21 protein-coding genes and 1 pseudogene are annotated in these 21,586 nt (G+C 50.3%); 4 read left to right on the top strand and 18 right to left on the bottom strand.

The genetic code is table 11. The features are described 5' to 3' along the window. The first annotated feature begins 197 nt into the window (after positions 1-197). Complete coding sequence (locus tag AC0YNV_RS15425; RefSeq protein ID WP_475768940.1) at positions 198-1,199, top strand: lipoate--protein ligase; 1,002 nt, start codon at positions 198-200, stop codon at positions 1,197-1,199. A gap of 347 nt (positions 1,200-1,546) precedes the next feature. Here AC0YNV_RS15425 and AC0YNV_RS15420 read toward each other — a convergent pair whose 3' ends face one another. Further along, positions 1,547-1,822 carry a hypothetical protein gene (locus AC0YNV_RS15420; protein WP_210038048.1) on the bottom strand — a complete coding sequence of 92 codons (276 nt, stop codon included), beginning with the start codon at positions 1,820-1,822 and terminating at the stop codon, positions 1,547-1,549. Positions 1,823-2,079: 257 nt separating this feature from the next. On the opposite strand from AC0YNV_RS15420, the gene AC0YNV_RS15415 reads away from it, so the two are divergent. Further along, positions 2,080-2,427, top strand: a complete 348-nt coding sequence (locus tag AC0YNV_RS15415; protein ID WP_210038049.1) for a LytTR family transcriptional regulator DNA-binding domain-containing protein — start codon at positions 2,080-2,082, stop codon at positions 2,425-2,427. Between the two features lie 108 nt (positions 2,428-2,535). On the opposite strand, the gene AC0YNV_RS15410 is transcribed toward AC0YNV_RS15415, so the two are convergent. The 8 genes and pseudogenes from AC0YNV_RS15410 to AC0YNV_RS15375 form a co-directional block, all read right to left on the bottom strand. Next, positions 2,536-3,303, bottom strand: coding sequence for a TIM barrel protein (locus AC0YNV_RS15410; protein WP_475768827.1), 768 nt, complete (start codon positions 3,301-3,303; stop codon positions 2,536-2,538). 189 nt (positions 3,304-3,492) lie between these two features. Further along, the gene (locus AC0YNV_RS15405) at positions 3,493-3,954 is read right to left on the bottom strand and encodes a MarR family winged helix-turn-helix transcriptional regulator (RefSeq protein ID WP_210038051.1); all 462 of its coding nucleotides are present in this window, start codon (positions 3,952-3,954) and stop codon (positions 3,493-3,495) included. A gap of 136 nt (positions 3,955-4,090) precedes the next feature. Next, positions 4,091-4,864, bottom strand: coding sequence for an urease accessory protein UreD (locus AC0YNV_RS15400; RefSeq protein WP_475768826.1), 774 nt, complete (start codon positions 4,862-4,864; stop codon positions 4,091-4,093). A 304-nt stretch (positions 4,865-5,168) separates the two neighbouring features. Beyond that, a pseudogene (gene ureG, locus AC0YNV_RS15395) lies at positions 5,169-5,831 on the bottom strand (urease accessory protein UreG); the annotation flags it as partial. 64 nt (positions 5,832-5,895) lie between these two features. After that, the gene (locus tag AC0YNV_RS15390) at positions 5,896-6,618 is read right to left on the bottom strand and encodes an urease accessory protein UreF (RefSeq protein ID WP_475768825.1); all 723 of its coding nucleotides are present in this window, start codon (positions 6,616-6,618) and stop codon (positions 5,896-5,898) included. 12 nt (positions 6,619-6,630) lie between these two features. After that, positions 6,631-8,349, bottom strand: coding sequence for an urease subunit alpha (gene ureC / locus AC0YNV_RS15385; RefSeq protein ID WP_475768824.1), 1,719 nt, complete (start codon positions 8,347-8,349; stop codon positions 6,631-6,633). Then, the gene (locus tag AC0YNV_RS15380; RefSeq protein ID WP_210038054.1) at positions 8,346-8,714 is read right to left on the bottom strand and encodes an urease subunit beta; all 369 of its coding nucleotides are present in this window, start codon (positions 8,712-8,714) and stop codon (positions 8,346-8,348) included. The genes ureC and AC0YNV_RS15380 overlap by 4 nt, the downstream gene beginning before the upstream one ends. A gap of 110 nt (positions 8,715-8,824) precedes the next feature. Beyond that, complete coding sequence (locus AC0YNV_RS15375; RefSeq protein WP_210038055.1) at positions 8,825-9,133, bottom strand: urease subunit gamma; 309 nt, start codon at positions 9,131-9,133, stop codon at positions 8,825-8,827. 333 nt (positions 9,134-9,466) lie between these two features. On the opposite strand from AC0YNV_RS15375, the gene ilvD reads away from it, so the two are divergent. After that, a complete protein-coding gene (gene ilvD / locus AC0YNV_RS15370) occupies positions 9,467-11,152 on the top strand; it encodes a dihydroxy-acid dehydratase (protein ID WP_475768823.1) in 1,686 nt (561 codons plus the stop codon). Positions 11,153-11,285: 133 nt separating this feature from the next. Here ilvD and AC0YNV_RS15365 read toward each other — a convergent pair whose 3' ends face one another. Beyond that, entirely contained in the window at positions 11,286-12,701 is a 1,416-nt protein-coding gene (locus AC0YNV_RS15365) for a polysaccharide deacetylase family protein (RefSeq protein ID WP_475768822.1), read from the bottom strand. 227 nt (positions 12,702-12,928) lie between these two features. Between AC0YNV_RS15365 and ytvI the strand changes: the two genes are divergently transcribed. Next, positions 12,929-14,047 carry a sporulation integral membrane protein YtvI gene (ytvI, locus tag AC0YNV_RS15360; RefSeq protein ID WP_475768821.1) on the top strand — a complete coding sequence of 373 codons (1,119 nt, stop codon included), beginning with the start codon at positions 12,929-12,931 and terminating at the stop codon, positions 14,045-14,047. 137 nt (positions 14,048-14,184) lie between these two features. On the opposite strand, the gene AC0YNV_RS15355 is transcribed toward ytvI, so the two are convergent. From AC0YNV_RS15355 to AC0YNV_RS15320, 8 genes are all read right to left on the bottom strand, one after another. Beyond that, positions 14,185-15,792, bottom strand: a complete 1,608-nt coding sequence (locus tag AC0YNV_RS15355) for a methyl-accepting chemotaxis protein (protein ID WP_475768820.1) — start codon at positions 15,790-15,792, stop codon at positions 14,185-14,187. A 47-nt stretch (positions 15,793-15,839) separates the two neighbouring features. After that, positions 15,840-16,043: a chemotaxis protein CheW gene (locus tag AC0YNV_RS15350; RefSeq protein ID WP_475768819.1), complete on the bottom strand. Its 204-nt coding sequence runs from the start codon at positions 16,041-16,043 to the stop codon at positions 15,840-15,842. Next, positions 15,997-17,679, bottom strand: a complete 1,683-nt coding sequence (locus tag AC0YNV_RS15345; RefSeq protein ID WP_475768818.1) for a chemotaxis protein CheA — start codon at positions 17,677-17,679, stop codon at positions 15,997-15,999. The genes AC0YNV_RS15350 and AC0YNV_RS15345 overlap by 47 nt, the downstream gene beginning before the upstream one ends. Further along, a complete protein-coding gene (locus AC0YNV_RS15340; RefSeq protein WP_475768817.1) occupies positions 17,676-17,867 on the bottom strand; it encodes an Hpt domain-containing protein in 192 nt (63 codons plus the stop codon). Before AC0YNV_RS15340 ends, AC0YNV_RS15345 begins: the two co-directional genes overlap by 4 nt. 37 nt (positions 17,868-17,904) lie before the next feature. After that, positions 17,905-18,333 carry a chemotaxis protein CheW gene (locus AC0YNV_RS15335; protein ID WP_475768816.1) on the bottom strand — a complete coding sequence of 143 codons (429 nt, stop codon included), beginning with the start codon at positions 18,331-18,333 and terminating at the stop codon, positions 17,905-17,907. Between the two features lie 28 nt (positions 18,334-18,361). Further along, positions 18,362-19,435, bottom strand: a complete 1,074-nt coding sequence (locus tag AC0YNV_RS15330; protein WP_475768815.1) for a protein-glutamate methylesterase/protein-glutamine glutaminase — start codon at positions 19,433-19,435, stop codon at positions 18,362-18,364. A 26-nt stretch (positions 19,436-19,461) separates the two neighbouring features. Then, positions 19,462-20,094 (bottom strand): HD-GYP domain-containing protein, encoded by a 633-nt coding sequence (locus tag AC0YNV_RS15325; RefSeq protein WP_475768814.1) that lies wholly within the window; start codon positions 20,092-20,094, stop codon positions 19,462-19,464. Between the two features lie 256 nt (positions 20,095-20,350). Further along, positions 20,351-21,316: a tyrosine-type recombinase/integrase gene (locus tag AC0YNV_RS15320; RefSeq protein ID WP_475768813.1), complete on the bottom strand. Its 966-nt coding sequence runs from the start codon at positions 21,314-21,316 to the stop codon at positions 20,351-20,353. Positions 21,317-21,586: the final 270 nt, after the last annotated feature.

The following is a 21,586-nucleotide window of genomic DNA, read 5'->3' as shown; positions in this document are numbered from 1 at the left end:
TATTTTCTTAATTATAACGAACTCTTCTCACAAACCCTATCATTTCCTTCAGAATCTTCAATTGATTAAGGAGGGATATTCAATATAAGTATTCTGCTTAAATAAGATCATGTCCACATGAGTTTGACTTTCCCCCTCTTCCTTGCTCTAATGGAAGAACAACCAATTACCATTCACCTATAGGAGGTCCCATCATGATGCTTTTTCTGGACAATCGGGGCATAACGGATCCTGCGTTCAATCTCGCGCTGGAGGAATATTCACTTCGCAATCTGCCCATGGACGACAGCTATTTGCTTTTTTATATCAATGAGCCGTCCATTATTATAGGTAAGAACCAGAATACTGTAGAGGAAATCAATGCGGATTATGTCAATGAACAAGGAATTCATGTCGTACGAAGGCTTTCCGGAGGCGGAGCCGTTTATCATGACCTTGGCAATCTGAACTTCAGCTTCATCACCAAAGATGATGGCAGCTCCTTTCATAATTTCGCCAAGTTCACCCAGCCCGTAATCGATGCGCTGCATAAACTTGGTGTGGAGGCTGCGCTTACCGGACGCAACGATATTCAGGTGGGAGAACGTAAAATATCCGGAAATGCCCAATTTGCCTCGAAGGGCCGACTATTCACCCATGGCACCCTGCTTTTCAATTCTGCGATGGAAAATGTAGCATCAGCCCTGCGGGTCAAATCGATTAAAATCGAGTCCAAAGGGACCAAATCGGTCCGCGGCCGGGTGGCCAATATCTCTGAATTTCTAGAGCAGCCTATGACTACCGGGCAATTCCGCTCCGCCCTGCTGCGGGAGCTGTTTCATTGTGAGCCTGAGGATGTACCAGAATACCGCTTCAGCGACGAGGATTGGTCGGCCGCCCAGCGGCTGGCGGACGAGCGTTACCGCAGCTGGGATTGGAATTACGGCCGTTCGCCCAAATCCAACATTCAGAATATCCGCAAATTCGCCTCAGGCATCATCGATGCCCGCCTAGACGTGGAGGGGGGCCGGATAAAAGGCATCAAGATATTTGGTGATTTTTTCGGTGCCTATGATGTTGCTGAGGTTGAGCAGCTGCTAACAGGCATTCCTTACGATGAAGCGGCCATCCGCCAGGCACTTGCATCGGTCGAGCTCAGCCGTTATTTCGGCGCCTTGACCCTTGATGAGCTGACAAGTCTGCTGCTGCCGCAGGATTAGAGAAGGATTGCACAGCAGCCATTTTCCACAAGGCGCATATCTAACAACGGTTACCCTCATTTTGTACAAGCAGCCGCAAATTACCCTTGCGTATCATCATAAGGATCTTTCGAAAAACCGGATCTCGCCATCCTCAGGCGGCAATGTCGCTTCTCACCTCACAATGTACAGAAAACAGCTGTGAGACTATATAATTTCTACATGTTCACACAGGAACGGCCGTCGCCATCCTTCGAGCCATATGCAACCGCAAAAAAGAGCAGTCCGCCATCAAGGCGGCTCTGCTCTCTTCATCTTCCTTTTAGGAGCCAATACTGGTCCCTTAATCTGCCATGCTTAGCCTTACCTTATTCTTCCGATTGCGGCAAGCTGTCCTCAGCCGCTTCCACGATACGATCGAAGATCTCATCGTCTTCCTCAATCGCCTGCTCAACCGCAAAGATCTCTTCTTCAGATCCCGATTCCGAGCTGAAGCTCAAGCTGTAATCCCACATTTTCCCTTTTTTGGTGAGAAGAGTCACCTCATACGGATATTTATGACCCTCAACCTCGAAGATCACATTCCCTTTATATCCTTCTTCGGCGTCATGGGTCATGCTGGCACTTATAATCTTAATATTCACGCTTAAATCCCCCTTATTTCATCAGCAAAGAAACGATAACTTGTCTACCTAAAATGTACATGATAAACCTGAAAAAGAAAAGGGTTCCGACTTTAAGCATGAATCTGATTTCAAATCAAATGTAAATAGATTGTCCGGAATTTTTGCATTTCCTCCAAAAATTTTCTTCATTTCTCACAAAAAACCGTTCCCTTACGTGTAAATTTATGATATCATGAAAGCGCTAACAAATTCATCTTATTAAGGGGGCGCGTTACATGATGAATGTGGCATTGAGCGAGCGTAATGTGTATGAGAACTTTGAGGTGGAGACAGATATTCTTTATTTCAACGTCGGCCGTCTGGGTCTCGTTAGCTTCCACGGCAGAAATTATAACATAAAAAAAAGCATGTCTGCTGATCAACTAAACGCTTATATCGCTGACGGACGATTCGTGAAGGTCAACGCGAACTGCTACGTCAATTCCGGGAAAATCATGTCACTCACCGATGGAATTATTCAATTCCAAGGATGCGGCAGCGATGACAAGCAGGTTCCGGTATCCAAGTGGAGACAGCACCAGATCAAGAATCTGCTTGCCGCCCGCAAGCCAATGGCGATGTAATCGGGCAGGACATATAAACTCCATCACTCGACACAGTCCTTCCGCATAAGAAAAGCCTTGATGGTCAAGAGAGCAATCTCCTGATGTCATCAAGGCTTTTTTCAATCCCTATTCGAGTCTTGTGGCAATCTCCCGTTTGAACTGCAGCAGCGCCTCATCCGTATCGATCGTATAACCGCATTCCAGCCCCACGATGCCATCATAGCCGGTATTGTGAATGGCCTGCAGAATATTCAGGTAGTTCAATTCGCCCGTGCCCGGCTGATTGCGTCCCGGATTGTCGGCAATATGATAGTGATTGATACGATCCTTGTAGCGAGTCGCGTTGGCAATAACGTGACCTTCGGTAATCTGCTGATGATACACATCGAACACAAGCTTGACATATGGACTGTCCACTTGATCGATAATATCCGCAGCCTCGTATGAATATTGGACAAAATGCCCCTGATGGTTCACAATCCCGTTCAGCGGCTCCACCTCGAGTACAATTCCAGCCTGTTCACAAAGCGGCGCACACCGTTTCAACGTCTCAACCATTGCTTTACGCTGATATTCACGCGGCAGGCCGTCTATGACCTGGCCGGTTTGCGTAATGATGGATTTGGTCCCCAGCGTATGACAGGCTTCAATGGTCTGCTTCAGATCCTCGATGTAAACATCCCGCTTGCGGTCATCGACCAGATTAAATGATTTTGTACAGGTCGCCGTTATGCCGGAGCCGATCCGTTGCTGCACTTTCGCAACCGCTTTCAAATCTTCGATGTTCCACCAGGCATAATACTCCAGGCCGGCAAATCCATGCTCGCTTACTTTCTCCAAATGATAAATAAGATCTTTTCCCGGGTACGCTCCAATACATAATGAAAATTTCATAATCCAAGGTTCCCTCCAGCTCATATCAAAATCAGACTTACTAACGAGTATGCCATATTTCCGCCAAAAGTCCAGGCATTCCCTTCTATTCTCCACTTCACCAGGCAAAAATAAAACAGCCGCTATCGCCAAAGGCAATAACGGTCTGTATACGATCCTCATTCAAGGCTTCAGATTGCACAAATATTGTTATTCCCGCTCTCTCGCCTTATCCATATTGGCAATAACCTGATTAAACAGGCGGGTCAGCTCACGCACATCATCCTGCGACAGACCTGTGAACATCATTTCCGAAATTTCCGCGCGCTTGTCCTTCAGCTTCTGAACGACATCCTTTCCTTTATCCGTTATCACGAGATAAACGACGCGGCGGTCCTCCAGATCGCGTACTCTCTCCAGATATTCCATATCGATGAGCTTATCGGCGATGCCCGTAATCGCACCCGCCGTAATCAGCAGCTGCTCGGCAAGCGCCGAAGCCTTCTGGGAACCATCTTCATCAAGTCTGATGAGGATACGGGCCTGCATCGCATTTAAGCCGAAATTGCTCGTCTTGGTCCATTCTGAATCCATGCGCCGCTTCATTTGAATAAACGCATTCTCTAACGAAAGAAAATCCTTTTGACGCTGCTCCTTCATGATGGCCCACATCCTTTATTCATTCTCCTATTATTTTAGAACAATATATTTTAGTTGTAAAGTATTTATATCTAAAAGAGATACCCTTTCTTACTATACCACAAATAAAAGGATGACAGATAATCCGCAGTGGATCATCCGTCATCCTTTAGTTGTGAAGCCGCAGCGGCCCAATCCCCAGGAGAGCAGCGCGAGTCGCCTCCCAGGCAGCTGCCAACGCTTCCTGAAGCGGCCATGCTGCCGTGCTCGCCGCCATCACGGCAAAACCATACTTATGTGTTTCCGTTACACCGGCAATGACCGGGTGCTGTTCTCTGACACTCAGACCTGATACGGCATCGCGGACTGCCTCAATGTGCTTGGCCGTGATTTGATCGGAGAAGGCATAAAATGCACCTGTATGCGTCAAACCGCCGAAGCAGCCCGGAGCGCTCAGCATATCCGATGCCGGATCGATCAATTGATGCTGGGCGAAAATAAGCTCACCCTCATAGCTGACCTTCAATCGGTTGCGGTAAATACGGTAAGCGAATGTCTCGCCTCTGAGCGTCCTGCCGGGGCAAAATACCTCAGCTTGCATCCAGACTGAAGCCTGCGAAAGATTGACCACTGTTTCACTTGAGAAAGCGGCATCCCGATACAGCATGACCGGCTCCGGCATATTTTCCAAGATAGCCCCGGGCGAAAGCGCAAAGGTCTGCCTCATGGAGGAGCCGCTGGCAAGGTCCGGGCATGGATGCACCTTGGTGAAGGATTGATTAGTCAAATAAACGTGAGCATCTTCATGGGCCGTCCAGTCAAATTCATACCGGTCGCAGGCCAAGAGACCCGGCGAGACGTCCATAACCATAACCCCCACAGGTCCTCCCATAGGGAAGGTCTTCGCAATTTTCACAGGAGCGGTGTGGTATTTCGACTCCACCTGCGTTTGACCACCCCGGCGCTCGAAGGCGGCTCGCAGATGGGATACCCTCGCTGCCTGCGTATGATTAAACGTGATTATGGGTGTGTACGGTGCCCGGTTCATGCTTATGCTCAGCCGCCGGTTCTGAAGCTTTCACATGCCCATGATCGCGGGTATGATGGTTATGGTTATGGTTATGATCATGGTCATGGTTATGATCGTGATTATGGTCTTGAGCTGCATTAGGATTATGGCCATGAGTTTCATTATGATTGTGTGCCTGCGGCTGATCTGCATGCAGATGATCATGATCCACGCCTTGGGCATGAGCGAGCTCATGCTCAAGCCAACCGACAATTTGTTCCACGCCAACGCTTCCGAACAGATTGGAGAACACATAAGGGCGGTCTCCCCTCATTCGTTTTGTGTCGTCTTCCATAACCTGCAGACTGGCGCCAACATACGGAGCAAGGTCAATCTTGTTGACCACGAGCAAATCGGACCGCATGATGCCGGGACCGCCTTTACGCGGGATTTTCTCGCCTTGAGCCACATCAATAATATAAATAAAACGATCGACAAGCTCCGGACTGAAGGCAGCTGCCAGATTATCGCCGCCGCTCTCGATAAAGATCAGATCAAGCCCTTCGAACCGGCTGGTCAGCTCATCCACGGCTTCGAAATTCATCGAAGCGTCTTCGCGAATGGCCGTATGCGGGCAGCCCCCTGTCTCCACGCCGATAATGCGCTCTTCTGGCAGTACGCCGGTAGCCGCCAGAATGCGGGCGTCCTCTTTTGTATAGATATCGTTGGTTATAACGGCAACGCTGTATTTATCTTTAAGCGCTCCTGCCATCCGCTCTACAAGCGCTGTCTTTCCCGACCCTACCGGCCCGCCGATACCGATCCGTATGGGACGGGAACGATCGATCGCCGGCTGTTCCCATCCATGATGATGATGACCCTGACCTTGTGTTTGACACATTACACATACCTCCCAAAATGATTAGTAAATCCTGTTTAACTAAGCGTTCCTTGAGCTTACCCTGTTAAGACATGAACAATCGGGAATAGAGCGTCTCATGCCTGATCATGGCAATTTCAGCCATCGGCATATTGGTGTAGGCGTCCTCCGGCTCCATTCCCGCTACGACAGACCAGGCACGGGCGGTATGCGGCGCAAGGCGCGCGATAAGCTTCTGCCCTTCCGTCTGTCCGATGGACATCAGCCGGAGCGCGCTGTTGATGCAGGTCACTACACAGGCATACAGATAGCCCTGTACGGACTGCTCCAGAGGTATCCCAAGCTTGCTGCAGGCATAGCCGAAAACAAGCGGGTGCGTAGCGAGACAGCGGCCCCCGCGCAGGCCTTCAGCAAGCGGCGACCAATCAAGCTGCGGATAGACCTGGGTCGTGAGCTGCAGCAGCCTGCGTCCCATTTTTTGCACGCCTGAGCGGGTTTCCTGAGCAGTCCGCTGCACATGTACAAGATGTTCGACCGCCCATAGAGACTCCCAGTCGCCAACAGGCGCGCAGCGGTAAACCGCCTTAATCACCATAGCATCTGCCGTGGACCAGCTCTGATACAGCATCGCGGTCGCATAAGCCTCCAGCTGCGCGCTCGTGATTAGCTGCCCCTCTTGAACGAGGGTTTCTAGACCGAACGAATGGGAGAAGCCGCCAATGGGCAGCGCCGAATCCAGCAGCTGCTGAAGCGCCAGCCAGGGCAGAACCCCAGGACCGCCCCCGCCCCGAGCTTCCTCAATATTCATGCCCTCACCTCATCAAAATAAGAAATAGCGCTGCGCCATCGGCAGAACCTCTGCAGGCTCGCAAGTAGCGGGAACACCGTCCACCTTCACCTCATACGTCTCGGGATCCACCTCGATTTTAGGCGTCGCATCGTTATGGATCATGTCTTTCTTCGTCACGCTGCGGCAGCCCCGTACGGGTTCCACCCGCTTGGACAGGCCAAGCTCACGGGCAATGCCGCGGTCATAAGCGGCCTGTGAAACAAATGTGATGGAGCTGTTCGAATTGGCTTTGCCGAACGCGCCAAACATCATACGTCCGAATACCGGCTGCGGTGTCGGAATGGAAGCATTGGGATCGCCCATCTGGGCAAAAGCAATCGTTCCGCCCTTGAGCACCATATCCGGCTTAACGCCGAAGAACATGGGACTCCAGACCACCAGATCGGCGAACTTTCCCGGTTCGATGGAGCCGACCAAATGCGAGACGCCATGTGTGATCGCCGGATTGATCGTATACTTGGCAATATACCGTTTGATGCGGAAGTTGTCCGCCTCGGCTGTCGTATCCGGGGCAAGCGGTCCGCGCTGCCGCTTCATTTTATCCGCTGTCTGCCATGTCCGGATGATAACCTCGCCTACCCGCCCCATGGCCTGGGAATCGGAGCTGATCATGCTGAAGACGCCCATATCATGCAAAATATCCTCCGCGGCGATCGTCTCCGGACGAATCCGCGAATCGGCGAAGGCCACATCCTCGGGGATGCTGCTGTCCAGGTGATGACATACCATAAGCATGTCCAAATGCTCTTCAATGGTGTTGATTGTAAAAGGACGGGTTGGATTCGTCGAGGACGGAAGCACATTCAGCTCTCCCGCAGCGCGGATAATATCCGGTGCATGGCCGCCTCCGGCGCCCTCCGTATGATAGGTATGGATCGTCCTTCCTTTGAACGCTCCAAGCGTATCCTCCAGAAACCCGGCTTCATTGAGCGTATCCGTATGAATGGCCACCTGGATATCATACTGCTCGGCAGCCGCAAGACAGGTATCAATCGCCGCCGGAGTCGTTCCCCAATCCTCATGCAGCTTAAGCCCGATCGCACCCGCTTCAATCTGCTCGATCAGCGGACCGGTGAAGGATGCATTTCCCTTCCCGGTAAATCCCAGATTCATGGGAAACGCTTCTGCCGCTTCCAGCATGCGCCGCATATGCCAGGCACCCGGCGTACAGGTGGTGGCATTCGTCCCCGTAGCCGGCCCCGTACCGCCCCCGATCATCGTCGTCACGCCGGAGGAAAGCGCCGTCTCAATCTGCTGCGGGCAAATAAAATGGATATGCGAGTCAATCCCGCCCGCCGTAACAATTTTGCCTTCGCCGGCGATCACTTCCGTGCTGGCGCCGACGACCATGTTCGGCATCACACCGTCCATAATATCCGGATTGCCCGCTTTGCCTATCCCGACAATCAGACCGTCGCGAATGCCGATATCGCCTTTTACGATGCCCCAGTGATCGATGATGACCGCATTGGTGATCAGGGTATCCAATACGCCATCATCGCGGAGCGCGCCGCTGGATTGTCCCATTCCGTCACGAATGACCTTGCCTCCGCCGAATTTGCATTCATCTCCATAGACCGTATAATCCTGTTCAATCTGCGCCCACAGCTCCGTGTCTGCAAGCCGTACGGCATCGCCGGTGGTAGGTCCGAACATTTGCGCATAGCTTCTGCGATCCATCTGGGTCATGACGGCTCTCCCTTCCATGCGGCCAGCCTTGCCCGAACCTCGTCCGGCATATCTCCCCGAACAGCAGGTCCGTGCGTCAGACCATTCAAGCCAAACGAGCGTTTCAGCCCGCCGAGCTCCACCAGGTGCACCGGCTTTTCCTCGCCAGGCTCGAATCGGACAGCCGTTCCTGCCGGAATATCAAGCCGCATGCCAAACGCCGCCTCGCGGTCGAACTCCAGCCCGCGGTTCACCTCAAAAAAATGAAAATGCGATCCGACCTGCACCGGTCTGTCGCCTGTATTTACAACTATAAGCTCCGCTCTTGCCCTGCCTGCATTCAATTCAATTTCGCCAGGCAGAGTACGGTATTCTCCAGGTATCATGACATCACCTTCCCTAGCTTGAGGTTTGCCGGGCAAACAACTCATGTTCATATACGATTACAAATATTGCTTTTGTTAAAAATCAACCTCTGTCAGTAAAGGGAATGAGTTCATGGATGGGCAATGGGATGGTGAATCGTCACAAGCTTCGTGCCGTCAGGAAAGGTAGCTTCCACCTGCACCTCATGAATCATTTCAGCCACGCCGCTCATGACTTGCTCGTGAGATAGGATGCGGGTGCCTTGTTCCATCAGCTGAGCCACAGTCAGCCCGTCGCGGGCGCCTTCCATGATCTCGGAAGTGATGAGCGCCACGCTCTCCGGATAATTCAGCTTAACCCCTCTCCCGAGACGTCTGCGCGCCAAATCAGCAGCGATAGTGATGAGCAATTTTTCCTTCTCGCGTTCTGTCAACTGCATGGGTTCACCTCATAAATGTAGTATCTCTTCCTCAATCCATCAACAAGCAGTTAAGCTTTCTTACATTATAACGGCCGAATGGCATCAAGTAAACATTCGATGTTAGATTTAATGACATTAACTAATGCTTGACTCCCATGTTCCTCTCTCAAAATTGCACAGCTTTCATAGCTTCCCTCTTTTTGCTGAAGCCTTGCCAATACTAGTCATAGCGCTTGCATTGTGATAAACTTAAAGGCATTGATCTTGCGCAAATTGGCCTTTACGGAAGAAGCTTTTGCTGGCTGAAACAGCCGCTAAAACGGCACTTACTTACACATTGGAGGGACATGCATGGCGACACAGAAAATGCGTTCAGATATGATCAAAAAGGGGTTCGACCGCGCTCCTCACCGCAGCTTGCTGCGCGCTGCCGGGGTTAAGGAAGAAGATTTCAACAAACCGTTTATTGCAGTATGCAACTCGTATATTGATATTATTCCAGGTCATATGCATCTTCAGGAATTCGGCAAGCTGGTAAAAGAAGCGATCCGCGAAGCAGGCGGAGTGCCGTTTGAGTTCAACACGATCGGCGTCGACGACGGCATCGCTATGGGCCATATCGGTATGCGCTATTCATTGGCAAGCCGCGAGATTATCGCCGATTCCGTAGAAACGGTCGTTAATGCCCACTGGTTCGACGGCATGGTCTGTATTCCCAACTGCGACAAAATCACGCCAGGCATGATCATGGGCGCCCTGCGCGTCAATATCCCGACTATGCTCGTCAGCGGCGGACCGATGAAAGCCGGTAAAACGGCGGACGGCCGTTCGATTTCACTCTCCAGCGTATTTGAAGGCGTAGGCGCGCACCAAGCGGGTAAAATCGACGATGCCGCTCTGCAGGAGCTTGAGCAATACGGCTGTCCAACCTGCGGATCCTGTTCAGGCATGTTCACAGCCAATTCCATGAACTGTCTGGCCGAGGGTCTGGGACTTGCTCTTCCAGGCAACGGAACGATTCTGGCTGTCTCCCCTGAACGTAAAGAATTCGTCAAGCAAGCTGCCCGTCAGTTGATGAATCTTATCGAGCTTGATATCAAGCCGCGCGATATCGTAACCATCGAATCCATCGATAACGCTTTTGCGCTGGATATGGCGATGGGTGGATCCACCAATACCGTTCTCCATACTCTGGCTATCGCACATGAAGCCGGAATCGAATATCCAATCGAACGTATCAACGAAGTGGCAAGCCGGGTTCCCCATCTGGCCAAGGTTGCTCCCGCTTCCGATTACCATATCGAAGATGTGCATAATGCCGGCGGCGTGAGCGCCATTATCAACGAACTGTTCAAGAAAGAAGGCGCCCTTACTGGCGACGTTATCACCGTTACCGGCAAAACCCTTCGCGAGAATGTAGCCGGAGCCGAGATTCTCGACAAGGATGTCATCCGCACCCTGGACAACCCCCATAGCGAACGCGGCGGACTGGCCGTTCTGTTCGGCAATCTTGCGCCAGGCGGCGCGATTATCAAAGTAGGCGCAGTCGACAAATCGGTTGGGGGTTATCTGAAGGGACCGGCCATCTGCTTTGATTCCCAGGACGAAGCACTTGCAGGCATTGCGGGCGGCAAGGTCAAGGAAGGCCATGTAGTCGTAATCCGTTATGAAGGTCCTAAAGGCGGACCGGGCATGCCTGAGATGCTGGCTCCAACCTCACAAATCGTCGGTATGGGACTTGGCGCCAAAGTAGGTCTCGTAACGGACGGACGCTTCTCCGGCGCCTCGCGCGGCATCAGTATCGGCCATGTGTCACCGGAAGCTGCCGAAGGCGGCCCGATTGCTTTCGTCAACGACGGTGATCTCATTGAGCTGGATATGAACAACCGTACGATGAATCTGCTTATCAGCGATGAAGAGTTCGAGCAGCGCAAAGCCAACTGGAAAGGCTTCGAGCAAAAAATCAAAAAAGGTTACCTGGCCCGGTATTCCTACCTTGTAACCAATGCCAGCACCGGCGGCGTCATGAAAATGTAGCTTGCGCACAGGAAAGCTCCAAAGCTTTCCTCGCTATTGAAATAACGCTTTGCCTCCGGCATTTAAATGCCAGAAGCAAAGCGTTTTTTTGCATACATGACTCTCTTGGCAGCAAAAACAAAAAGAAATGCCGTCAAGGAGTATATTCCCTGGCGGCATTTCCATTGTCGTAGACGGCATGCGATACTGCCGGCCGACCCGGCGTTTGCAGCTTGTCATCGAAGTCGGCTGCAGCAGTCCACTTGGAAGTAAAGTCATTCCCCTTGCCGTATCGATGCCAGAACTCCTCCATCGACATGGCAATAATTCGTGGTGTCAGCTTGCTGCCTTGCTCTTTAATTCTGCGTTTCCCTGAAGGATGCAGCACCCTCAGAAGAAGCTTTAAGTAAATCCGTGTCATTTTATCGAATAAGCCCTTGGGCAGATCCAGCACGCTAAACCCGAACTGCTCAGCGCCCCGGTTAATCATGCTGATTCCATACAAGCCCTGAACATGCTCGAATTCCTGTCGTCCCGCAATTTGAGCGGCAAGCTTGGGCATTCCTTTCTCCACTTCACGGATAAGACGAATGGCAACATGCATCATGGAGCGGGCTTCCGTCATCAATTGGAACAGCTTGTTGTTGTCAAAATGCAGCTCGATAACCTCATCCTTATCCTTGATGACCTGACCGTCTGAAAGCATAAGCGGCTCTCCGCGGTAAGGAACAACCCGGATATGAAAGATGGAATCCTCCCCGCCGGATTTTACCCGGAAAATGAAATGAAAAATTTTCTCCCAGCCCATCCAGCAGGCAATGGAAGAACGCTTCAGCCATCCAAGAGCGCGGCGGCTTGTTTTGTGCCGGTCCGTAATGGCGATCATTTCGTTAATGGCCACGAACCTATAGCCCCGGTTCACGCCCTCTTCGAGATAAGTCTCCAAAGCATCCAGCATATTGGCCGGAGCCTCAAGATCCGCGCCGAATGTCGCGCCGCAGTCATGCAGCAAGATGATCTCGCCAGGGCGGAGTTTTTTCATCAGCCGCTTCTTCAAGCGTCTGACACCAACTCTTTTGCGCCAATCGCCGAACAGGGATGACCATAATATAATCTGCAAATGTCCCATATTGGAGAAATCAAATAAATTCACGATTCCCCAGGGAGGCCGATAATACGCGGAAGGAGCTCCCGTTGCCTGTTTGATCAGCTCCGACGTGCGGTGAATTTGTCTTGTAACCGTTCTTGGACGCATGAACCAGTTGGACTTATGAACATAATTATGAATCCCGATAATGTGACCTTCATCATGCATGCGTTTGAGCAGTTCTGGATGCTTCTCCGCATGAATGCCGACAACAAAAAATGTGGCTTTTGCATTGTAACGCTTTAACAAGTCAAGCAGTAAAGGGGTATATTTTGGATCCGGTCCATCATCGAATGTAAGAGCAATTTCATGACTGGCAAGTCCCTTCTTAAACACTCGAAAGCCGAAGGTTCGGCTTATAATCCCCGGAAGAAAAGCATAAAACGTCAAAATATAAAAGCCCCATAGCAGGAAGTTTTCCATATCTCTATCCCCACCACCCTAGTTTATATCCCTGCTAATACTGGTAGACGGAGCACTAATGTTCCCTCGTTTCATTGTAACATAATGCTGACGAAAACGGCTATGGTTTGATGTTAAGCCTTTGTTTTTTCCTTGTGACTAATTGAAAGAAATATTGGGAAACTCTAGAAAATTAGTGTACAATCATGAGGGATATTCAAGCATCATATGTGTAAAGGAGTAAAAAAATGATTTCCTTCTACCAAAAATATTGGCGCACCGCTTTTGATATTGCGCTGATCGTGCTCACCGTGTACCTGATCATGCTGGCCTTCAGTTATGTGTACCGCATTGCGACTCCGATATTCCTCTGCTTCGTTATCTTCATGTTTATTGAACCGCCAACCAGATGGATGACCAGAATCGGTATTCGAAGATCAATAGCAGCCGCTATATCCGTGCTTATTTTCACGCTTATTATTCTTGGAGCATTTGTAGGGGCAGGATTCATTATGACATCCCAAATTACCGGACTTGCTGAAAAGCTTCCTTATTATCAGCAATTATTCACGGATCAATTCCAGAAAAATTCGGCATTTTTTGCAGACAAAATGCAGGCGCTTCCGCCTGGCTTAACCGATAAAGCAACCGAGGTTGTAGGCTACATCACAAACTGGGGCCAAAAAATCGCCACTACTTTTCTGCTTTCCCTGGGCGGTTATCTGAAATCCGTCTCCACCTTCATTTTAAATTTTGCCATCGGCATCATTCTGGCTTATTTTCTCAGCCTCGAAATTGCCGATTGGAAAAAAATGGCCAGCGAGAAAACACCCCGAACGTTCAAAACCGCCTATTATTTTCTGCGCAATAATGTATTTGCCGGAATAAGCGGTTATCTCAAGGCGCAGGGCAAGCTGATTTCCATCACCTTTTGCGTAATATTCGTTTGTCTCCTGCTGCTTGGCGTGGACAATGCGTTTTCTATCTCTTTGCTTTCCGCCGTGTTTGATGTTCTCCCTCTTCTCGGCGTGGGAACGGTCTTCATTCCCTGGATCATCTATTTGTTCATCGTTGGCCAAACGACTTTGGCCATATGGCTTACGGTATTATTTCTTGTAGTTGTGCTGACGAGACAGATCCTTGAGCCGAAAATCACCGGGGATACGCTTGGTGTTTCCGCTTTTACCATGCTCGCGTTCATGATCATTTCACTCTCTCTGTTCGGCATAGCGGGCGTGATCCTGTCGCCGATATTAATGATTTTAATCAAGGCCTTATACGATCAGGGATATTTTCACAGGTGGATTCATTTGCCCAAGGGAGAATATGATCAGACGTCTCAAGAACCGCCCCAAACGATGTCTTGACGAAAAATATATGCATAAGCAAAGGCCATGTCTCCTTCAAGATTGAAAGGGACATGGCCTTTGGTGTGAGGGCTAAGATTCTTGGCAAAACGATTCAGATGCTTATAGCTCTGTACTTTATATCCGGCCGAGTTCATTCACAGTCCGCTATATCTGCCATCCCATCGAAAGACTACGACGGCAGCTTGCAATTCTTCAGCCAGCTGGGCGAGCGATTGAGCGGTAGCGGCCGTTTCTTCGCTGCTTGCCGCCGCTTCCTCTGTTGCCGACGAGATGTTCTCCACCGCCGATAGTACCGTTGATGCCTGTGCCGCCTGTTCTTCGCTCGCCGCTGCGATCTCCGTTACCTTCTGTCCGGCCTGGTCCACTATTGCCGCGATTTTCCGGAAAGAATTTCCCGTTTGACGCGACAGGTCGGAGCTGGCCTGAACGGCCATAACGCTTCGTTTCGTATTATCCTGCATGCCTTTTATGATACCTGAAATCTGTTTGGTCGCCTCTCCGCTGCGCTCCGCGAGCTTGCGGACTTCATCGGCAACCACCGCAAAGCCCCGTCCCTGCTCACCCGCGCGGGCAGCCTCGATAGCAGCATTAAGGGCAAGCAGATTCGTCTGATCCGCAATATCCTCAATGACCTCGATGATCTCGCCGATCTTCTGTGAATCATCCTCCAGCCTGGACATTTGGGAGCTGACAGCCTGCATGCTTTCGATGGAGGACGTGATCACTTCTCCTCCCTCTCTGGCAATATCGATGGTTTGATCCGAAAGCTCGGAGGCTTCTTCCGTATTCCGTGCGACCGAGTAAATGGCCGCTGAAAGCTCGATAAACAATTCATTGATAGTCTGTGCAGCGGTCGCCTGATTCGTCGTTCCACCGGCAATTTCTTCAGTGCTGGCCGATATTTGCTGGGCTGCCGCCGCAACACTATGAGAGGATGAGGTGATGCTTCTCACAATATTCCGCAAATTATCCACCATATCATTGACCGCCGCTGCAAGTCTTCCCACCTCATCCTTTGTTTGGATGTTATTCTTCTCGCGCAAATCGCCGACCGCAACCTTATCAACCAGCTGAACCAGCTTGTTTAATGGCCTTGAAATAATTTGCGCGATATAATAACCAAAGGCAATACAAAGTAGGATGGAAGCAATGATGATGCCGATTGTCAGATTACGCGACTGATTGAACATTTCGACGTTCTGATTATTGGACTGGTCCGCATGGGCGATATTCAAATCGTTCAGCCTGTCCAATATCGCGCCAAGTGCTGTGCTTGATTCCAATAGCACTCCTTCTGTAAATTCAAGCATCTCATCATTCTTATCGGCGTCGGCAAGCTCAATCAGACGCGCGAAATTGTTTTGATAGGCGGCCCACGCACTGTCAAACGGGGCAAGCGCCGTCCTGGACTCATCGCTCATCATCGTATTTTTGAATAATTCCATTCGATCGGTAACCCTATCCTTGACGGCTTCGTAGCTATCCTGGTTTTGTTTTCGGTCGGCTGCAGTCTCATCAATGTACAAATCACGGGCAAGCTTGCGAATTTCCATCACATCCACCTCGGTTTGCGCCAAATAATTGACGGGCAGTAAATTATCCGAATACATGGCCTGGAGATTCGTGTTTAAGCTGCCCAGATTGCTTAATCCATAAAGCCCTACAAAAGCGAGAATACACGCAATGACCAGAAATGAGGAGATCAGCTTTATGCTGGTTTTTAAGTTATAGAACCATTTCATACATGTCCACCCCGATGATTTTAATGGTTTCCGCTATTGATGCACCGTCACGCGCTTCTTGTCACCAGCTTGATAATTCCGCCAATCTCCAGGATCAGGCCCACTCTGCCGTCCCCCAGAATCGTCCCGCCCGAAATCCCCTCAATATTCCCCATGTAACGGCCCAGTGACTTGATGACAATCTCCTGGTTGCCGATCAATTCATCAACCGCCAGTGCGATCCTCTTGTCTCCGCGCCCCAACAATAACAATTGGAATTTGCCTGCTTCGATGGTCCCCGCGCTCATAGTGAAAATAATCATGCAGCCAGCTGACAGGGATGACCTGATTGCGGATCGTCACTACGGGCATTCCTCCGACCGTACTGATATGCTCTGGGGCAATACGTACAATCTCCGATACACTGCTCATCGGAATAATGAAAATCCGGTCGCCGATATCGACCAGAAGGCCTGTAATGATAGCCAGCGTTAGCGGCAGCCGGATCCGGAACAATGTCCCCTTGCCGATATTCGTCTCAATCTGGATTAGTCCGTTCATTCGCTCAATTTCCGTCCGCACAATATCCATACCGACGCCGCGGCCCGATACATCGCTTATCTGTTGAGCGGTTGAAAATCCCGGATGAAAGATGAGATGTACCGCATCCTGATCCTTCAGCAGTGCTGCTTCCGCAGCCTGAATGATTCCTTTTGCCACAGCCGATTGCCGGATGCGCTCCGGATCAATGCCCGCTCCGTCATCCTGTATGGTTATGAGCACCTGATTATCCTCATGAGAAGCGCTGATCCGCAGCGTTCCCTTCGCTTGCTTGCCGGCGTCAAGACGCTGGTTTGGCTGCTCGATACCATGATCAATGGCATTGCGGATCAGGTGGATAAGCGGATCTCCAATATCTTCGATCAAGGTGCGGTCAAGCTCTGTTTCCTTTCCCTCAATGACGAGCTCCACTTCTTTATGCAGGATATGAGCCAAGTCCCGCACCATCCGGGGGAAGCGGTTGAACAACTGCTCGATGGGAAGCATGCGGACCTTCATTACGCTTTCCTGCAGCTCGCCGATAGTCCTGGTCAGATGATCGGATAAATGCCCCAGCTCTTCCACTGCCTCATCAGGACCAAATTTCTGATAGAAGGCTTTCTCCATCTGCTGGATGCGCGTCTGTGCGATGACAAGCTCCCCTACCAGGTTCATCATATTTTCCAGCCGCTCCACATTGACGCGGATCGTCTGTCCCTTGGCTTTCTCAAAATGCCCCGGCGGAGCAATGCTTTCGGACTCGGCCCCGACCTGCTCGTCCTGCTCGTCCTGCTTGTCCAGTGATGCCGCCGCTTGCAGTTCTGTCCAATCGCAAGCATCAACGAGCACCTCATCCACATCCGTCATTTCTCCGATTATGTCCCCCAGCTCATCAAGCGGCAGCGCTGTGGACAGCAGCCACCGGTTCTGAATCACGTTTTCTTCCATATCGTGGCCTTCGAATGCCGTATCCGACCAATAGACGTTTTCGGTTTCCCGCAATCTGCAGTCGATCAGACTGAGCCTGGCCAGCTTCATTTCACAGCTCTGGCAGATGGTGACGCTCACCCATGCCGGTACGCGCCCAAGTTCAGCCTGATCCTGTAAGGATTGCAATACCTCATGCGTAAAGATTGCAATTTGAGGCTGTACCCCGGATGCCTCCGCTGGATGGGATATGCCGCCGAACGACTGCAGCTCCCGAATCAGATGCTCCATATTCGAGCGCTCGATATTCGTGTTTATAATTTCGGCCTGCAGCCTCTTCATGCCATCCAAGCATTTGAAGAACAAATTGGTCATCGCCTTATTAACGGCAAGCTTGCGGTTCCTCACATTATCCAGCAAATGCTCCATCTCATGCGTCATATTTTCATTTTTTCATAGCCCATCGCCGCTGATGAGCCTTTCAGAGTATGAGCTGCGCGGAACAATCGGCTGATCGCAGCATCGGATTGTCCTTCCTTCTCGAGGCGCAGCACCTCTTCGTCCATACACTGGAGCTGTTCCTCGAGCTCTTCCAAATAAACGGCCCGAAATTCTGACAAATCGTCCATCGCCGCTCCTCCTCAGGGGTTTTCCATTTCGGGAGCCTTAACTATCCTGGATCAATACCTCATCCATTTTCAGAATGCCGACCAAGCCTGCAGTTGAAATGCCGATACCGGCAAAATAACTGCCGTTGATTCCCCCTATCCGCTCGGGAGGAGGTTGAATGTCGGTGAAGGTGATCACCTGATTGACCCGATCCACAATAAGGCCTATATACTCCAGCGTGTGATTGACGACCACAATTCGGGTTGATTTCCCTGCCGGCGTTTCCTGAAGCTCGAACAACCGGCTTAAATGGATAATCGGAACGATTTTCCCCCTTAAATTGATTACGCCTTTCACATAATTGCGGCCGTTCGGGATTTCTGTAATATCCTGCATACGAATAATTTCATGAATAGCTGAGATTGGAATCGTATAATTCTCTTGGCCCAGCTCAAATTCGACAAACTGCTCATCTGAAACTCGCATCGCATAGCTCCGATCCGTAGGATGTGGGTTATTCTCTTGATAACGATAAAGATGGCAGTCCTGTCACCTCCCTCAGCTTCGCTGCGATATCTTCCAGGTCTACGATGTAATCCACCGCCCCCGTTTCAATTGCCGCGCGCGGCATCCCGAATACAACCGAGGATTCTTTCGATTGGGCAATCGTTGTGGCTGCTCCTGCCGCCTTGCCCTCAGCCAATGCTTCAGCTCCGTCGCTCCCCATCCCCGTCAGCATGACCAAATGCCGTTTCAGACCCTGCAGCGCCGAGACCGAAGTGAATAATTCATGCACGGACGGCATATGCAGCCCTTTGCTTGGCCGCTGGTGAAGCTTAATCCGGCAGGCACCTCTGGTTTCCGCAATATTCATATGCCGGTCGCCCGGGGCAATATAGACACACCCGCCCTCCAGCCTGGCATCATGCTCCGCTTCCCTTACCGTGAGGGAACAGTTGTGATTCAAACGCTCCGCCAGCGACGCTGTGAACGGCGACGGCATATGTTGGACAATGACAATGGCATGGGGGAAATCGGGAGACAAGCCCTGGAGTACCGTGAATAAAGCCTGCGGACCGCCGGTGGATGCACCAATTGCAATAAGATGCCTGGGCGGCAAACCTCGTTTAGAAGGCGGGATCTGGTTTTTGGGGAGGGGGGAGTACTTAAGCTTAAACAAATTCGGCAACGAAACCTGTGCGGCCGTTTTGATTTTTTCAGCCAATTCCTGCTTGACCTTGTACAGATCGATTGATAATGCGCCCGAGGGCTTATGTATAAAATCAACTGCCCCATACTGAAGCGCTTTGATGGTGGCCGCTGCTCCGGTCTCCGTCAGCGAGCTCAGCATGAGAACAGGTGTAGGCTTCTCCGCCATAATTCGTTTCAATGCGTCTAAACCATTCATAACCGGCATTTCGATATCAAGCGTGATGACATCCGGGGCAAGCTGCTTGGTCAGTTCAATCGCCTGCAGTCCATTCCGCGCGGTGCCGATGACTTCCAGCGCATTGTCTTCACTAATGTACCTGCTGACCATATTTCTCATAAAAGCGGAGTCATCCACGACCAATACTTTAATGGCCAATGCCAGCACCTCATCCATTCCAAGGTTTAACGTTTGCGAAAGAAATAATAGAGATCGGACATTTGCTCGGACAAGGATAGAAAAAGATCAACGATTTCTCCGTCAAACTGTTTATTTTTGTGCAAAATCAGTTCCGTCTTCGCCTCTTCAAAAGTGACAGGCTTACGGTAAGAACGGGTGGTCAGCATGCAGTCGAACGCATCAAGAATCGCACATACCCTGGCCTGAAAGGGGATTTCCTTGCCTTTTAACCCGCTTGGATAGCCGTTGCCGTCCCACCGCTCATGATGATGCTTCACCAGATCAACAATTCCCTGCTCCGTATATACCTGCTCCAGCAGCAATTCCGCTCCCAGCTCAGGATGCAGCTTTATGATCTTCCACTGCTGGTCCGACAAAGGCCCTTCCTGCTCAAGGATTCTCGATGGAACGAACAGTTTGCCTATATCATGCAGGAAACAGCCTCTGATCAGCATCTCCTTCTCACTGGTATCCAATTGCAGCGCCGGAGCGAACTTCTCTGCCAGAAAAGCCACCCTCACACCATGCTGATAAGTCCGAGGGCTTTTGATCTCAAGCGAATTCATCCAATGTATCGTTTCCGCTTTAATGCTAGGGCGGACATCCCACTCCATATCCGCCTCATATAGACGTTTCACGCTATGCACCATCCTTGTCTGCTGTCAGTAGAAACCATCGTATGAGGATTAGTATTCCGAATAGCTGCCTTTATAAAAAAATAAGACTTTAGGAGGATATTATTATTGCAAATATAACCGATGTCGTACAATAGTAGTTATGCGACATAATTCACTCAAATTCGCCAATATTCGACGACTGCTTTCAAATAGAATTATAGGATATTAATCCCATTAAAACAAGCGGAAATAAATCATGCATATTACAAAAGGACTATTATTCCGGGATATAATCATGCAGATAATCCATTACAAAGTCAGGCGCGGCTTTTTTTAATTGCTCTACAGTATGCAAATAACGTTGGGTTGTATTCATATGGGCATGCCCCAGCGTTTCTTGTACTTGCTGGAGTGAGGCTCCATTCAATAAGGCCAATGTAGCATAGGTATGCCGAAGCCAATGCGGAGTAAGTTTCTTATTGGTGACACATCGGTCACCGGTATCGCGTATAATACGTTCGATTTGTCTCGTTGTCACAGGAAATAACACAAGCTCCGGCGCTGGTAAGCCAGGAGCAGAAATGGCTTCCACATAGCGAATGCTCAGTGACCACAAACGATTAGGGACTTTAACCTCGCGGGATTTTCCGCCTTTTGCCTTGTTGATTGTAAGCCAAATGGAGGTTTCAGAAGAATCCGCATAGAAGTCCTTCCACTTAATCCCCGTTAATTCCGACACCCTCAATCCGAGCAGGACCAAATATAACCCGATCAGATAATTTCTCATGTTTTGCCGTTTCAAGGCATTCAGCAGCTTCCCAACTTCACTTTTGGTCAAAAAATGCTTGCGGCTGTTCATGGGAACCGCGGGTAAACGAATGGATGTGGTTGGATTATGCACGAACAGATCTATATTGGAATCGCTTCCCCATTTATACATGGACTTCAGCGGTGCAATAAAGGCAGCCACACTGGCTGGCGCCAAAGGCTTTCCGGTTGCTCCCCATTTCCCTTCAATTAACCCTGTCTTAAAAGCCTCTACTTCCTGCCAGGTCACATTCTTTAGCGACTTGTACGAAATGAATTGCCGGAACCGTTCAATCGCCCGGGTGTAGTTTCTCTTCGTATTCTGGGATCTTACACAGGCGACCAGAAACATATTTATAATTTGGTCATCGCTGTAGCCGGAACTATAGGGTAAAACCACTAATTCGGTTGCTTTTTCCTCTGAGACTTTCCTCATGCTGATGCAAGCTCCTCCTCTTCATGTCGCATAACTACTATTGTACGACATCGAATACAACATGAAATATATGTCCTAATTATTATACTGCATTCTTTTATTTGAAACTTCTACAGGGTAAAACTGGAAAGCCGGTCGCTGGTTATTGATGATCAGTTGCCGGCTTTTGATTTATTACGACCTCCCTAAATCCCTCCAGAGGAGGGACCCCAAAGGGCCGCCGGCCCTCTGGACACCCGGATCCGATAACGTCAGAGTTACACAGAAACG

The organism is Paenibacillus sp. JT31N11 (assembly GCF_056269285.1).
This window is presented reverse-complemented; position numbering and strand designations above follow the sequence as displayed.

Bases quoted from the DNA above. Each gene is read 5' to 3' on its own strand.
- AC0YNV_RS15340 (WP_475768817.1), bottom strand. From the start codon at position 17,867: ATGGACGATTTGTCAGAATTTCGGGCCGTTTATTTGGAAGAGCTCGAG.
- AC0YNV_RS15405 (WP_210038051.1), bottom strand. From the start codon at position 3,954: ATGTGGGCCATCATGAAGGAGCAGCGTCAAAAGGATTTTCTTTCGTTA.
- AC0YNV_RS15335 (WP_475768816.1), bottom strand. From the start codon at position 18,333: ATGCGAGTTTCAGATGAGCAGTTTGTCGAATTTGAGCTGGGCCAAGAG.
- AC0YNV_RS15355 (WP_475768820.1), bottom strand. From the start codon at position 15,792: ATGAAATGGTTCTATAACTTAAAAACCAGCATAAAGCTGATCTCCTCA.
- AC0YNV_RS15390 (WP_475768825.1), bottom strand. From the start codon at position 6,618: ATGAATATTGAGGAAGCTCGGGGCGGGGGCGGTCCTGGGGTTCTGCCC.
- AC0YNV_RS15380 (WP_210038054.1), bottom strand. From the start codon at position 8,714: ATGATACCTGGAGAATACCGTACTCTGCCTGGCGAAATTGAATTGAAT.
- AC0YNV_RS15415 (WP_210038049.1), top strand. From the start codon at position 2,080: ATGATGAATGTGGCATTGAGCGAGCGTAATGTGTATGAGAACTTTGAG.
- AC0YNV_RS15320 (WP_475768813.1), bottom strand. From the start codon at position 21,316: ATGAGGAAAGTCTCAGAGGAAAAAGCAACCGAATTAGTGGTTTTACCC.
- ureC (WP_475768824.1), bottom strand. From the start codon at position 8,349: ATGACCCAGATGGATCGCAGAAGCTATGCGCAAATGTTCGGACCTACC.
- ytvI (WP_475768821.1), top strand. From the start codon at position 12,929: ATGATTTCCTTCTACCAAAAATATTGGCGCACCGCTTTTGATATTGCG.
- AC0YNV_RS15375 (WP_210038055.1), bottom strand. From the start codon at position 9,133: ATGCAGTTGACAGAACGCGAGAAGGAAAAATTGCTCATCACTATCGCT.
- ilvD (WP_475768823.1), top strand. From the start codon at position 9,467: ATGGCGACACAGAAAATGCGTTCAGATATGATCAAAAAGGGGTTCGAC.
- AC0YNV_RS15425 (WP_475768940.1), top strand. From the start codon at position 198: ATGCTTTTTCTGGACAATCGGGGCATAACGGATCCTGCGTTCAATCTC.
- AC0YNV_RS15345 (WP_475768818.1), bottom strand. From the start codon at position 17,679: ATGACGCATGAGATGGAGCATTTGCTGGATAATGTGAGGAACCGCAAG.
- AC0YNV_RS15365 (WP_475768822.1), bottom strand. From the start codon at position 12,701: ATGGAAAACTTCCTGCTATGGGGCTTTTATATTTTGACGTTTTATGCT.
- AC0YNV_RS15410 (WP_475768827.1), bottom strand. From the start codon at position 3,303: ATGAAATTTTCATTATGTATTGGAGCGTACCCGGGAAAAGATCTTATT.